Source organism: Cognatilysobacter tabacisoli (genome assembly GCF_003586305.1).
Classification (GTDB): Bacteria; Pseudomonadota; Gammaproteobacteria; order Xanthomonadales; family Xanthomonadaceae; genus Cognatilysobacter_A; species Cognatilysobacter_A tabacisoli.
Genome location: NZ_QXJI01000004.1, coordinates 229,832 through 243,559 on the forward strand (window position 1 = coordinate 229,832; position 13,728 = coordinate 243,559).

Here is a 13,728-nt window from a genome sequence, read left to right on the forward strand (position 1 = left end):
AGCACCCGCCATGAAGGGCGACGCCAAGGTCATCGAATTCCTCAACAAGGCGCTCTACAACGAGCTGATCGCCATCAACCAGTACTTCCTGCACGCCAAGATGCTGAAGAACTGGGGGCTGAAGGAGCTCGCCGACCACGAGTACCACGAGTCGATCGACGAGATGAAGCACGCCGACAAGCTGTCGGAGCGGATCCTGTTCCTCGACGGCCTGCCGAACTTCCAGTCGCTCGGCAAGCTGCGGATCGGCGAGAACCCGCGCGAGCTGCTCGGCTGCGACCTAGCGCTCGAGTACGAAGCCCTGCCGCTGCTACGCGAGGCGATCGCCTACTGCGACAGCGTCGGCGACTACACCAGCCGCCAGCTGTTCGCCGACATCCTCGAGTCCGAGGAAGAGCACATCGACTGGATTGAGACCCAACTGTCGCTGATGGATCGCGTGGGCGACCAGAACTACCTGCTGACCAAGATCGAAAGCTGACCGCCGCTTCCGTCGCGCGAGACGAAAACGCCACCGTCGATGCGGTGGCGTTTTTCGTTGTGCCGCTTCTTTCTCCGTGCCCGCAGCGCATCACCCCGGCGCTGGCCGTGGCGAGCGCCGGAACAGCCGTCGCCACACCCACCACAGCGCGGCGGCGAACAGCACCGTCAGCACGATGACGATCCCCAGCGCCACCCACGGGTACGCGAACACCAGCGCCAGCCCGCCCAGCACCGCGGTGTCTTCGGCGACGGACGCCGTCCAGTTGCTGACCGGTTCGGGCGAGGTGTTGATCAGCGCCCGCGAGCCTGATTTCAGCAGGTGGCTGGTCAGCGCGGCGCCTGCGCCGGCCGCCATGGCGCCAACCCCGAGCTCGCCGTCCGGCGACAGCGTGGCCGCGGCGAGGAACGCCCCCACCGGCACCCGCAGCAGCGTGTGCAGCATGTCCCAGCCCGAATCGACGCCCGGGATCTTGTCGGCGAAGAACTCGGCCGCGGCCAGCGCGCCGGACACGCCGAGCACCCACGGCGATTCGGTCGCCGCCAGCGCCGGCGGCAGGTCGAGCCAGCCCACCAGCCCCGCCAGGCCGACGCCGAATACTGTGAGGTAGACGCGGACCCCGGCCAGCCATGCCAGCACGACGCCAATTGCGAACAGGTGCGCATCCGTCATTGCCGGTCCCCGGTAGACTCCGGCCCGAGTATAGGCACTTCGCACCATGCGCCACCGGCGATGGGGATCGCTTCCATGAGCAACGCTTTGCCGCCCCGATTCATGATCGTGGAGCGCCGGCCGGATCGTCGCGGCTGGCGCTGGCTGCTGCTGTCGCTCGCCTGGGTGGCCAGCGTTGCGTTCGCGTGGCTGTGGGCCAGCGAGCGGGCCGCGCCGCGACTGGGCGAGGTCAGCGTCGAACTGGCCGAGACCCGCGAGCGCCTGGGCCGCCAGCAGGCCGAGCTGCGCGAGCTGCGGCAGCGCAACGCCACCCTGGTGCGGTCCGACCAGATCAGCCGCGCGGCCAACCTCGAGGTCCAGCGTGAGCTCGCCCAGCGCGAGCTGGAGATCGGCGAGCTGCGCGAGGACGTCGCCTTCTACGACCGCCTCGGCGGCGCCAACGCCAAGCCGCGCGGGCTGACCGTGCACTCGGCCAAGTTCGTGCCCGAGAGCGGCGGCACCTGGCGCTACGTCGTGATGCTGACGCAGAACCTCAACCGCGGCGCGATCAGCAGCGGGCGACTGCAGCTGTCGATCGAGGGCGTCCGCGACGGCAAGCTGGCGACGCTCGGCTGGGACGACCTGCACCAGCGCCGCGCGATGCCGCCGCAGGACTACGCATTCCGCTATTTCCAGCAGCTGGAGGGCAGCGTCATGCTGCCGCCCGACTTCACCCCGCAGCGCGTCCGCGTGTCGCTGCGGGGCGAGGGCGCGGCAGTGGACCAGACGATGGCCTGGACCGGCGCATCCGCAACCGGGGACACCTGAGATGTTCAAGAGCAAGACGACGCCCGCGGCCGGCCAGGTCGACACGCTGATCGGCCCGCAGGTCGTGATCCGCGGCGATTTCCACTTCAGCGGCGGGCTGTACATCGAGGGCCGGATCATCGGCAAGGTGATCGCCGACGACGGCGCCGGCGCGATGCTGACCCTGGCCGAGAACGGCAGCATCGAGGGCGAGATCCGCGCGCCGCTGGTCGTCATCAACGGCCGCCTCGACGGCGACATCCACGCCGGCGAGCGGGTCGAACTGGCGCCGAAGGCCCGGGTGCACGGCAACGTGCACTACCAAGTGGTCGAGATGCACGCCGGGGCGCAGCTGACCGGCCGGCTGATCCATGCCGACTCGGTGCACGCCGACTCGGCCGCCCACGCGCCGGTGGCCCACGGGCATGCCGGCGCCGGCCGCCTTGAGGCCGAGTTCATTCCCGGTTGATATCCTCCGGGCGCATGCCGCTCCCGGTCCCGCCGCTGTCCTCCCGCAACGTCCGCTGGCGCCTCGCGCTGGCGGGCGCCGTCGCGCTGGCATTCGCCTTCGGCGCGTGGGGCCTGTGGCGCGTGCTCTCGCCGGCGTCGGGGGACATCCGCACGCAGCTGGCCGACCGCGACCGCGATGTGCGCCGGCTCCAGGCCGAGGCCGAACAGCTGCGCCAGCGCGTGTCGACGCTGACCCGCTCCGACCAGATCAGCCGCGACGCCAACCGCGACCTGCAGGGCACGCTGGCCGAGCGCGACGAGGAGATCTCCGCGCTGCGCGCCGACGTCGCCTTCTACGAGCGTCTCGTCGGTGCGACCGGCCAGCGCCGCGGCCTCACCGTCCACTCGCTGCGCATGCAGCCGCAGGGCGAGGGCGGCGCGTGGCACTTCACCGCGACGCTGACCCAGAACCTCAATCGCGGCGCGGTCAGCGCCGGCCAGCTGACGGTCACGATCGAGGGCACGCGCGCCGGCCGCCTGCAAAAGCTGGCGTGGACCGACCTGCGCCAGCAGCCCGCCGCGCCCGCGGTCGGCTACTCGTTCAAGTACTTCCAGCAGGTCGAGGGCGACGTGTTCCTGCCGGCCGGATTCACGCCGGTGCGGGTCGCCGTGCGGCTGGTCCCGCGCGGCGGCGCGGCGACGGAACAGTCGTTCACCTGGGCCGAAGCGACCCGCGACAGCGACGCGCCGGCAACGCAGTAAGCCGCTGCGCAGCTTGAATGCGGGGCCCGCGCGCCCCATCCTGACCTGATGAACACCACGCCCATCGACCTGGCCGAGCTGTCCGCGCCGGGCTACCAGTCGCTCGACCGCCCGCTGGCCTTCACCTCGGCCGCCGCCGCCAAGGTCCGCGAGCTGATCGCCGAAGAGGGCAACGCGGCGCTGAAGCTGCGCGTCTACATCCACGGAGGCGGCTGCTCGGGGTTCCAGTACGGGTTCGAATTCGACGAGCAGCAGGGCGATGACGACCTCGCCGTACACACCGACGGCGTGACGCTGCTGGTCGATCCGCTGAGCCTCCAGTATCTGATGGGCGCCGAAGTCGACTACACCGAGAGCCTGCATGGCGCGCAGTTCGTGATCCGCAACCCGAACGCGAAGACCACCTGCGGCTGCGGCTCGTCGTTCTCGGCGTGAGCGCCGCCGGCGCGCCCTTCGCGTTCGTGGGCGCGCAGGCGTCCGCCGGCGCGCTCGACCGCGCCGACCACCTTCGCGACGACCCGGCCGCGCTGACCGCGCTGTGGCCGCAGGCGCGCGTGCTTCTGCTCGACGACGCCGGCCACGCGCTGGCCTCGGCCGATCGCGGGCCGGCCATTCCCACCGGCACGCAGATCAGCGAAGGCCCCGGCGGCGTCGGCGCGGCGATCTTCCTCGGCCTGCAGGACGACGGCCGCGCGTGGTTCGCGCTCGACGCGGCGCTGACCGCGTTCGACGCGCCGCAGCGCATCGACCTGCGCAGCGCCGCCGCGCACTGGCCGGCACTCGAGGCCGCGGCGTTCGCCCAGGCGCGCGCGCTGCAGCACTGGCGTTCGCGCCAGCGCCACTGCGGCGTGTGCGGCGGCGAGGTGCTGTTCGTGCGCGCCGGCTGGCTCGGCCGCTGCAGCGCGTGCAGCGCCGAGCACTACCCGCGCACCGACCCGGCGGTGATCGTCGCCGTCAGCGACGGCGAGCGCCTGCTGCTCGGCCGCCAGCGTTCCTGGCCGGCGCGTCGCTACTCGGTGATCGCCGGCTTCGTCGAGCCCGGCGAGTCGCTCGAGCAGACCGTCGCGCGCGAGGTGCTCGAGGAAACCGGGGTGCGCGTGCACGCGTGCCGCTACCAGGCCTCGCAGCCGTGGCCGTTTCCCGGCGCGCTGATGCTCGGCTTCATGGCCGACGCGCACGCCGACGAACCGCAGGCCGGCGAGGAGCTCGAGGAGGCGCGCTGGTTCACCGTCGACGAGCTGCTTGCGGCCAAGGCGCGCGAGGCCGGCGAGCGCGACGACGAGGGCCCGCTGCTGTCGGCATCGATCTCGATCGCGCGCTGGCTGATCGAACAGTGGCTCGCTGCGGCGGTCGCCGCGCGCTTGCGCTGAGCCGGAACGCCGCGTCGGGCGCGCTGCGCGCCGGCCGCGCAATCGCCCCACGCTAGAATCCCGTCCAACGCGCCGACGTCGGCGCGCCCGCCGGAGCCCCGCATGTCCGCGACCCTGATCGCCACCGTCGTCGCCCTCGCGCTCGGCCACCTCGCCCAGTCGCTGGCCGCGTCGGTGCGCCACTACGGCTGGTTCGCCGACTGGATCCGCTGGCTCGACACGCGCCTGGGCGACAACGGCGCGTGGCGCGGGCGCTGGGGCGTGGTCCTCGCACTGCTGCCGCCGCTGCTCGCGGTCGGCCTGTTCCAGGCCGCGCTGGCCGCGCCGCTGTACGGTCTGGCCGGGCTGCTGTTCGGCGTCGCCGTGCTGTTCTACGCGTGGGGCCCGCGCGACCTCGACCTCGATGTCGACGCGATCGTCGAAGCGCGCGACCCGTCGTCGCGGCTGACCGCCGCCGCGGCGTTGTACCCGGACGGCCAGCCGCCGTCGCTGGAGCCCGGCGCGCTGGTCGAGGCGGTGTTCGTCAACGCCCAGCGCCGCTGGTTCGGCGTGCTGCTGTGGTTCCTGCTGCTCGGCCCGTTCGGCGCGCTGCTGTACCGGCTGACCGCGATCGCGGTCGACGGCGAGGCCGCGCGCTTCCTGCCGCCCGCCGCGCGCGACGGCGCACGCGTGCTGCTGGGCGCGCTCGACTGGCCGGTCGCCCAGCTGATGACGCTGGCGCTGGCTCTGGTCGGCAACTTCGACACCGTGCTCGGCGCCTGGCGCGACGGCGGCGGCGCCTCGCTGCGGCTGGACAGCGGCTTCCTCGCCGCCGTCGGCCGCGCCAGCGTCCGCTCCGAGCTCGCCGACGAAGCGGCCGATTACGCCAGCGACGACGATCGCGGCGGCGACGGCGAGATGATCACGCCACCGGCGATCCTCAACCTCAGCGACCTGCCCGAACTGCGCGACGCGATGAGCCTGGTCTGGCGCAGCCTGCTGCTGTGGCTCGCGATCCTCGCCCTGTTCGTCATAGCGGGTTGGGTGAGCTGAGCGCGCTCACGCAGCACTGCTGCGTGCGCTCAGCGAACGCCAAAGCGCTATGCGCTTTGGCCGGAGAGCAACCCCGAGCCTTCAGCCCACGCTGACTACTCCGCGAGTACTGGCGCGTGGCCTCAGCGAACGCCCAAACGCTATGCGTTTGGGCTGGGTGAACCAGGCGCGCCCACGCAGCACTGCTGCGTGCGCCTGGTGAACGCCGAGACGCTGTGCGTCTCGGCCGGAGAGCAACCCCGAGCCTTCAGCACGTGCCGACTACTCCGCGCGCAATGACGCGTGGCCTCAGCCAACGCCAAAGCGCGCTATGCACTTTGGCTGGGTGAACCAGGCGCGCCCACGCAGCACCGCTGCGTGCGCCTGGTGAACGCCGAGACGCTGTGCGTCGCGGCCGGAGTGAACGTCCGAGCCTTCAGCACGTACCGACTACTCAGAGCGCCACTGCCGCGTGGCCCCAACCAACGCCCACCCGCGCATCCGTCCAAAAGAAGAAGGCCGCAATCGCGGCCCCCTTCAACGCACGTTCCAGCGCGAATCCTCACCCCGGCGCCAACCACGCAAACGGCCCCACCGGCACGTTGCGCAGCACCCAGTAGGCGCCGATCAGCACCAGCCAGAACGTCGCGCTGCCGAGCGCCTGGCCGATCCAGCGCGGGCCCGGCAGGCGCCGGCCGGTGCCCTGCCAGACCACCATCGGCACGGTCACCGCGAGGAACGGCAGCAGCGGGTTCATCGCGAACACGCCGGCGAGGTCGCCGTGCACCAGCGCGTGCAGCGCCCGCGTGGTGCCGCAGCCGGGGCAGTACCAGCCGGTCAGGCTGCGCAGGATGCACGGCATGAACGGGCTCGCCGCGCCGTTCGGGTCGAAGCTGCGCAGCGCCCACACGCCGAACGCGCCCAGCGCCGCCATTGCGGCGGCGAGGGGCATCCACAGCGTGCGGGCGGCCGGGCTCATCGGTTACTGCATCTGCTGGATCTGTTCCATCGCCTGCATGTACTCGGCCATGCCGCCGGTCGCGAGGAAGCCGATGTTGATCAGCAGGCCGATCGCGGCCAGCACGGTGGTGACGATGCTCCAGGTCTTGGCGTTGCTCGACGCGCGGCGCGCGCCGTCGAGGTCGCCGGCGTTGGCCTTGGTGTTGACCTGCGAGGCGAACACGATCGCGGTGATGCCGCTGATGATCGAAGGGCAGCACAGGCAGAAGCCGACGATGGTGGAAACGATCGCCCACGCCAGGTGGTTCGGGATCGGGGCGGACGCGGTGTGGACGGGAGGCGGCATGCTCATCGGTGCGGTTCCTTGCGGGTGGCGGTGTCTGGAAAGGGTGGTTGCAGCGGGAAGTGTGTGGGCGCGACGTGACCGGTCACGCCCCGGGTTCGCCGAGCAGCCAGCGCGACAGGCGCAGCCACGGCGGACTCGTGATCGCGAGCAGTTCGACGATGTGTACGGCCACCATGGCGCCCCCGGCCCAAATATAGACGGGATGGACGCGTCGGGTCGCCAGCCAGTCGCGCGCGATCGCGACCAGCAGCAGCCCGTCGGCCAGCAGCGAGAACGTCACGAACGGGTTCGGCACGTCCGGGAACAGGTGGCGCAGCCGCAGCCACGCCGGCGCCAGCGCGGAGATCGTCGCCAGCAGCAGCAGGCGCTTGTGCGCCTCGCCGTCGCGGCGGCAGGCGATCGCCGCGCCGACCAGCACGGCGAACAGCGCCATCTCGATCAGGATGTTGACGAACTGCCCCAGCGCGAAGTCGCCGGCGCCTGCGGCCAGGTCGCGGCGCGTGGCGTGCAGCCCGACCGCCACGCCCGACACCACGATCGCGACCGCCAGCGCCGCGCCGAACCGGCCGGTGCGTCGGTGCAGGGCGACCCGGCGCCTCTGGACCAGCGACGACTGCACGATGAAGAACGCCAGCCAGCCGAACAGCAGCGCCCCGTGCACGTGGATCACCGCCGGCGCCTCGAACGTGCCGCGCGCCAGCGGAATGAAGAACGTCGTCGAGAAGCCGACCAGCGCGATCGCGAGGAACAGCAGCGACATCGCCAGGAAGAAGCGCGTGCGCGGTGCAGCATTCACGGCCATGAGCGCCCCCGTCGTCGTGTCCTGCACGCCCCTCGCCGCGTCGCCGCCGCGCCCCCGGGGCCGATCGGCCGCGCGTTGCGCGGCCACCCTGCGCGGCATCCTAGCAGCGCGCGATGGCGGTCAAGCGCGACCGCTGCGGGTCGGACATGCACTGCGGTCGGACACGCTGCAATGCCCCGCAGCCCTCGCAGCCCTCGTAGCCCGGGTAAGCGCAGCGCACCCGGGGCGGTTGGCCCCGTCCGCGACCCGCGCGGTGCGAGGGCCTTCGTCCACCGGCGCCGATGCCGGCGCTGCAGGGAAAGGATTTCGCCTGGCCTCACCCATTGCACCGGTTGCGCGTGGCGGGTTTCGCTTTGCTCAACCCACCCTACGGGCGCGACGGCTCAGGCCGCGTCGCCGCGCAGCGCACGCACCTGCGCTTCGAGGCTCTCGGCGGTGGCCACGCGCCCGTCGACCGGGGCCAGCGCAGCAACCTCGACACGCGCGCGGAAGCGCCGCGGCACGCGCATGCGGCCCAGGCGCCCGCCTTCAGCCGACGTGGATCGGCGGCTCCACATGCTCGCCCACATCCCGCGCAGCGCCATCGGCACCACCGGCACCGCCTGGCCGCGCTCGGCCGCGCGCTGCAGGATGCGTTCGACCCCGCCCTTGAACGGCGCGATCTGCCCGTCCTTCGTCAGCGCGCCCTCGGGGAAGATGCCGACGATCTCTCCCTCGGCCAAGGCCGCGTCGATCGCGTCGAACGCGTCCTGCATCAGCGCGGGGTCCTCGCGCGCGCCGGCGATCGGGATCGCCTTGGCGGTGCGGAAGATCCAGCGCATCACCGGGATGTTGAAGATCCTGTAGTACATGACGAAGCGCACCGGCCGCGGGATCGTCGCCGCCAGGATCAGCGCGTCCATGTAGCTGACGTGGTTGCACACCAGCAGCGCCGCGCCCTCGTCGGGCACGTGCCGCTCGATGCCGTGCAGCCGCAGCCGGTACAGCGTGCGCACCAGCAGCCAGCTGAGGAAGCGCATCAGGAACTCGGGCACGATCGTGAAGATCCACAGCGCCACCAGCGTATTGGCGATCGCCAGCGCCAGCAGCACCTGCGGGATCGACCAGCCGAGCACGCGCTGCACCGCGATGCCCAGCCCGGCCGCCAGCACGATGAACACCGCGTTCTGGATGTTCATGCCGGCGATCACGCGCGACAGCTCGCTGCGCGGCGTGCGGCTCTGGATCAGCGCGAACAGCGGCACGACGAAGAACCCCGCGAACAAGCCGATGCCGGCCAGGTCGACCACGATCCGCGTGCTGCCCGGCTGCGACAGGAAGCCGGCGACGTCGAGCCCGCTGGCGAGCGCGCCGCCGGGCCGGGCGAAGTACAGGTCGAACAGGAACGCGCTGATGCCGAACGCGCCCAGCGGCACCAAACCAATTTCGACCGTGCGCCCGGACAGCTTCTCGCACAGCAGCGAGCCGACGCCGACGCCGATCGAGAACACCGCCAGCGCGAACACGTACAGCGTCTGCGAGCCGCCCAGGTGCAGCTCGGCGTAGGCGGGCAGGTTGCCGGTCAGCACCGTGCCGACGAACCAGAACCACGACACGCCGAGCACGCCGTTGCGCACCGCCAGCTGTTTGCGCGCCAGCCGCCAGATGCGCAGCGACTCGGGCACCGGGTTCCATGCGATGCGCAGGTCCGGCGCGCCCGGCGCGACCGGCGGGATCAGCCGGCTGACCACGTTGCCGGCGATTGCCAGCGCGACCACCACCGCGCCGGCGACGACCGGGCCATTCGCGCCGGCGACGGCGAACACCAGCCCGCCGACGATCATGCCGACCAGGATCGCGATCGACGTGCCCATCTCGACCAGCCCGTTGCCGCCGGTCAGCTCCTCCGGCCGCAGCACCGACGGCAGGATCGAGTACTTCACCGGCCCGAACAGCGTCGACTGCACGCCGGTGGCGAACAATGCGACCAGCAGCACCGTCATGTCCTGCCGCCAGAAGCCGACCGCGGCCAGCGACATGATCGCGATCTCCATCGCGGTGGTGATGCGGATCAGCCGGGCCTTCTCGAGCTTCTCGGCGAACTGCCCGGCGGTCGCCGAGAACAGGAAGTACGGCAGGATGAAAATGGCGGGGGCCAGCTGCGCGTACAGCCCGCGCTGCTCCGGGCTGATCGCCAGGTACCCGAGCAGCCCGATGATCGCCTGCCGGAACACGTTGTCGTTGAACGCGCCGAGCAGCTGCACGACGAAGTACGGCGCGAAGCGGCGCTGGCGCAGGAGCGCGAACTGCGAGTGCGATTCCCGGTGCGATTCCGTTTGCGGTGCCTCGTGCGCCATGCGTCCCCCTGCGGTTGGCGCGAGCCTAGCACTCGCGTTCGCGTCGTCGACACCGCGGCGCGGATGCGGCCAGCGAGTCTCTGCGCGCCGCGGCGATCCGCCGAACCGATGGGCGGCGCGAGCCGTCAGCCTCTGCAGCCCGGATCAGCGCAGCGCATCCGGGACCGAACTTTCGGCGCAGGCATCCCGGATGCGGCCTGCGGCCTTATCCGGGCTACGGCGATCCGGTGCACCGGTGCGCGGCGCGAGCCGTCGGGCTCTGCAGCCCGGATAAGCGCAGCGCATCCGGGGCCGATCGGTCGGCGCTGCTTCCCGGATGCGGCCTGCGGCCTTATCCGGGCTACGGCGACCCGGTGCACCGATGCGCGGCACGAACCGTCGGGCTCTGTAGCCCGGATAAGCGAAGCGCATCCGGGAACGATCGTCGGCGCTGCTTCCCGGATGCGGCCTGCGGCCCTGTCCGGCTCGGCATAAGCGCCCCGCCAAAGTCGACATCGTCAGCAACCCGCTCTGGCCTCCGGCCCCGTGTTCTATCGTTCGCTCCGGAGATCGCCCGCGCCCACGAGGACCGCCCATGCCGCCGACCCGCACCGCGTCGCTGTCCCTGCTGCTCGGCATCGCCCTGGCGCCACTGCCGACGCTTGCCCAGCAGCCGCCCGCGAGCGCACCGCCGTCCTCCCTCAAGGTGCCGTGCAGCACCCTGCAGCTGCAGGCGCTCGGCGACGACGCGGTCTGCGGGCGGCTGCTCGTGCGCGAGTCGCGCGCGCCGGGCAACACGGTGTCGCTGTCGCTGCCCTACGTGGTGCTGCCGGCGACCGGTACCAAGCGGCTCGACGACCCGGTGCTGTACCTGCACGGCGGCCCCGGGCTGGCCACGCTCGAGAACGCGCCGCGCTACGCGCAGTCGACGTCGATCAAGGCGCTGCGCGAGCACCGCGACTACGTGATGTTCGACCAGCGCGGCACCGGCCTGTCGACCCCGGCGGTGTGCCCGGACTTCACCGCCGAGCTGGCGCGCATCGAGAGGGAAGCGCCGCGCTCGAGCGTCGGCACGCAGCGCAAGGTCGCCGCTGCTGAGGCCTGCCGCGCCGAACTGCAGGGGCAGGGCCGCGACCCGGCCGCGTACACGTCGTCGGCGATCGCCGACGACGTCGAAGCGCTGCGCCGCGCGCTCGGCTACCGGCAGTGGACCGTGCTGGCGACCTCGTACGGCTCGTTCCCCGCGTTCGAGCTGGCGCGCCGCCACCCGGCCAGCGTGCGCTCGATCGTGCTGAACTCGCCGTTCCCGCCGAACTCGCCGAACCGCGCCGAGCAACTCAGCACCACGCTAGAGGGCCTGGCCGCGCTGCAGCGGCGCTGCAACGACGACGCCGCGTGCGCCGCCGCGCATCCGGACCTGCGCAAGGACGCGGCCGCCGTCATCGCCCGCGTCAACGCCGCGCCGCTGAAGACCAAGGACGGCCAGATCGACGGCTACACCTTCACCGGCACGGTCTGGAACCTGCTGGTGCGCGGCAAGACCGCGCCGCTGCTGCCCGAGTACCTCAAGCGCGCGGCCGCCGGCGACGAGGCGCTGGTGCGCAAGGTCGGCGAGCCGTTCGCCGGCGCGCAGAGCTTCGGCACCCTGTCGTTCGCGCAGCAGTGGCTGGTCAGCTGCCATGACATCTACCCGCGCCCGTCGGCGGCGGCGGTGCGCAAGGCGCTGGCCGACAACCCCGACTTCGCCCCGGACATGGACCCGGCCGAGACCGACACCGTCTGCGCCGCGCTGCAGCCGACGTTCGCGCCGGCGGCGTTCTACGAGAACGCCAACCTCGCGGTGCCGACGCTGGTCTACGCCGGCGAGTACGACCCGGCCACGCCGACGTCCGACGCCGACGCGACGATGCGGCTGCTGTCGAAGGGCATGCTGGTGCGCGTGGCCGGCGCCAGCCACGCGCCGATGGGCACCGACGACTGCACGCTCGGCATCGCCCGCCGCTTCCTCGCCGACCCGGCCGGCGCGCCCGACCTGGCGTGCCTCGCCGAGCGCCCGAAGCCGGCGTTCCCGGGGCCGGCCGCGCTCGACGAGTTCCTCGGCTCGCTGTGATGCCGCGCGGCTGACGCGCGCCGCGCGACCGGCGCGGCGCCGCGCATTCGGCGTCGCGTCGCGCCCGTCGCACCGCCGCCCCGGCACGCGGTCGCGAGCAGGGGCGGGCGCCCTTCACGCGCCCGGCCCGCTCCGCCGATGCCGCGCGCCGCAATCGCCTACGATGCCCACCGGCCCACGGCGTCAGGCGCACCACATGAACAGCGGGCTGGCGGACTTCATCGAGCACCATTCCGAATCGATCATCGAGCAGGCGATCGAGTTCGCGCGCACGGTGGAGGTCGGCACGCCGATGGACCAGATCGCGCTGCGCGACCACCTGCCGGAGATCATCGCGGCGATCGTCGCCGACCTGCGCACGCCGCAGAGCCGCGCCGAGGAAATCGAGAAGTCCGAAGGCCGCGCCGCGCCGAACGGTCGCGCTCGCTCGGCCGCCGCCGTCCACGCGCTGCACCGCGCGCACAGCGGCTACAGCATCTCCGACCTCGTCGCCGAGTACCGCGCGCTGCGCGCGTCGGTGCTGCGGCTGTGGGCCGATGCGCCCGATCCGGCGTCGCTGCGCGACCTGACCCGCTTCAACGAGGCCATCGACGAGGCCATCGCCGAGTCGGTGACCCACTACGCCGACGAGGTCGCGCGCTGGCGCGACATCTTCCTCGGCGTGCTCGGCCACGACCTGCGCAGCCCGCTCGGCGCGGTGGTGATGACCGCGCAGCTGATCGCGCAGATGGCCGCCGACACCCCGGTCGCGGTCGAGGCGGACCGGCTGGTGCGCATCAGCGGGCGCATGCTCGCGCTGCTCGACAGGCTGCTGGTCTACAACCGCGCGCAGATGGGGCTGGACTTCGAGGTCGACGCGGCCGACGTCGACCTCGCCCAGGCCTGCCGCGAGGAGGTCGAACTGCTGCAGGCCGCGCTGCCGGGGCGCGGCATCGCGTTCGCGTCGCCGGCGACAGTGCGCGGGCGCTTCGACGCCGGCCGCGTGCGCGAGGCGCTGGCCAACCTCGTCGTCAACGCGCACAAGTACGGCACCCGCAGCGGCGAGATCCGCGTCGACCTGCGCGACGACGGCGGCCACGCCGCGCTGTGCGTCAGCAACGACGGCGAACCGATCCCGCGCGAGACCCTCGACCTGATGTTCGAGCCGCTGCGCCGCGGCGGCGTCGCCGACGCCGACAGCGAGCACGCCAGCCTCGGCCTCGGCCTGTTCATCGTCAGCCAGATCGCGCAGGCGCACGGCGGTACCATCCGCGCCGAGTCCGACGGCGGCGTCACCACGTTCTGCCTTCAGCTGCCGCGCGGCTGCCCCGCCGCGGCCTGACCGCGCGCGCGACGTCGCCACCCGCAGCGCCCACCCCGCGCCCGTAGCCCGTCGCCGTAGCCCGGGTAAGCGCAGCGCACCCGGGGCCGGCATCCGGCACGCGCGGCATGACGCTCGCCTCCACCGTTGAACGCGTGCCGTCCGCAGTCGCCGTAGCCCGGGTAAGCAAAGCGCACCCGGGGCCACCATCCGCCATCCGCCACGCGCGGCACGACGCTCGCCTCCACCGTTGAACGCGCGCCGTCCGCACCCACCGCACGGCGTTCGCGTCCACCGTTGAACGCGCGTCGGACGCACGCGCGTGGACGCCCACGCGCCGAGGGCCCCAGGGCTCAGCGTCGC

Annotated in this window: 14 protein-coding genes; 9 read left to right on the forward strand and 5 right to left on the reverse strand. The window is 72.4% G+C overall.

Translation table 11 applies throughout. The features are described 5' to 3' along the window. Positions 1-10 precede the first annotated feature (10 nt). A complete protein-coding gene (gene bfr, locus D3A60_RS13600) occupies positions 11-481 on the forward strand; it encodes a bacterioferritin (RefSeq protein WP_119719311.1) in 471 nt (156 codons plus the stop codon). A gap of 90 nt (positions 482-571) precedes the next feature. Here the strand turns inward: bfr and D3A60_RS13605 are convergent, their stop codons facing one another. Beyond that, entirely contained in the window at positions 572-1,153 is a 582-nt protein-coding gene (locus D3A60_RS13605) for a DUF4126 domain-containing protein (protein ID WP_119719312.1), read from the reverse strand. Between the two features lie 75 nt (positions 1,154-1,228). Here D3A60_RS13605 and D3A60_RS13610 point away from each other — a divergent pair, with 75 nt between their 5' ends. The 6 genes from D3A60_RS13610 (at position 1,229) to D3A60_RS13635 (ending at position 5,553) form a co-directional block, all read left to right on the forward strand. Beyond that, the gene (locus tag D3A60_RS13610; RefSeq protein WP_407062788.1) at positions 1,229-1,960 is read left to right on the forward strand and encodes a DUF6776 family protein; all 732 of its coding nucleotides are present in this window, start codon (positions 1,229-1,231) and stop codon (positions 1,958-1,960) included. Between the two features lies 1 nt (position 1,961). Beyond that, a complete protein-coding gene (locus tag D3A60_RS13615) occupies positions 1,962-2,408 on the forward strand; it encodes a bactofilin family protein (RefSeq protein WP_119719314.1) in 447 nt (148 codons plus the stop codon). 14 nt (positions 2,409-2,422) lie between these two features. Further along, positions 2,423-3,151, forward strand: coding sequence for a DUF6776 family protein (locus D3A60_RS13620; protein ID WP_231120519.1), 729 nt, complete (start codon positions 2,423-2,425; stop codon positions 3,149-3,151). A 48-nt stretch (positions 3,152-3,199) separates the two neighbouring features. Next, entirely contained in the window at positions 3,200-3,586 is a 387-nt protein-coding gene (gene erpA / locus D3A60_RS13625) for an iron-sulfur cluster insertion protein ErpA (RefSeq protein WP_119719315.1), read from the forward strand. Further along, the gene (gene nudC, locus D3A60_RS13630) at positions 3,583-4,521 is read left to right on the forward strand and encodes an NAD(+) diphosphatase (protein ID WP_231120520.1); all 939 of its coding nucleotides are present in this window, start codon (positions 3,583-3,585) and stop codon (positions 4,519-4,521) included. Before erpA ends, nudC begins: the two co-directional genes overlap by 4 nt. A gap of 102 nt (positions 4,522-4,623) precedes the next feature. Continuing rightward, positions 4,624-5,553 (forward strand): hypothetical protein, encoded by a 930-nt coding sequence (locus D3A60_RS13635; RefSeq protein WP_119719316.1) that lies wholly within the window; start codon positions 4,624-4,626, stop codon positions 5,551-5,553. 541 nt (positions 5,554-6,094) lie between these two features. On the opposite strand, the gene D3A60_RS13640 is transcribed toward D3A60_RS13635, so the two are convergent. From D3A60_RS13640 to D3A60_RS13655, 4 genes are all read right to left on the reverse strand, one after another. Then, complete coding sequence (locus D3A60_RS13640) at positions 6,095-6,511, reverse strand: DUF2752 domain-containing protein (RefSeq protein ID WP_231120521.1); 417 nt, start codon at positions 6,509-6,511, stop codon at positions 6,095-6,097. Positions 6,512-6,514: 3 nt separating this feature from the next. Beyond that, positions 6,515-6,844 (reverse strand): CD225/dispanin family protein, encoded by a 330-nt coding sequence (locus D3A60_RS13645; RefSeq protein WP_231120522.1) that lies wholly within the window; start codon positions 6,842-6,844, stop codon positions 6,515-6,517. Positions 6,845-6,920: 76 nt separating this feature from the next. Then, positions 6,921-7,640, reverse strand: a complete 720-nt coding sequence (locus D3A60_RS13650) for a hypothetical protein (RefSeq protein ID WP_119719317.1) — start codon at positions 7,638-7,640, stop codon at positions 6,921-6,923. Positions 7,641-8,023: 383 nt separating this feature from the next. Further along, positions 8,024-9,976 carry an MFS transporter gene (locus D3A60_RS13655; protein WP_119719318.1) on the reverse strand — a complete coding sequence of 651 codons (1,953 nt, stop codon included), beginning with the start codon at positions 9,974-9,976 and terminating at the stop codon, positions 8,024-8,026. Positions 9,977-10,550: 574 nt separating this feature from the next. On the opposite strand from D3A60_RS13655, the gene D3A60_RS13660 reads away from it, so the two are divergent. Both D3A60_RS13660 and D3A60_RS13665 read left to right on the forward strand, forming a co-directional pair. Continuing rightward, a complete protein-coding gene (locus D3A60_RS13660) occupies positions 10,551-12,065 on the forward strand; it encodes an alpha/beta fold hydrolase (protein WP_119719319.1) in 1,515 nt (504 codons plus the stop codon). 196 nt (positions 12,066-12,261) lie between these two features. Then, complete coding sequence (locus D3A60_RS13665) at positions 12,262-13,386, forward strand: sensor histidine kinase (protein ID WP_196778753.1); 1,125 nt, start codon at positions 12,262-12,264, stop codon at positions 13,384-13,386. The last annotated feature ends 342 nt before the right edge of the window (positions 13,387-13,728 follow it).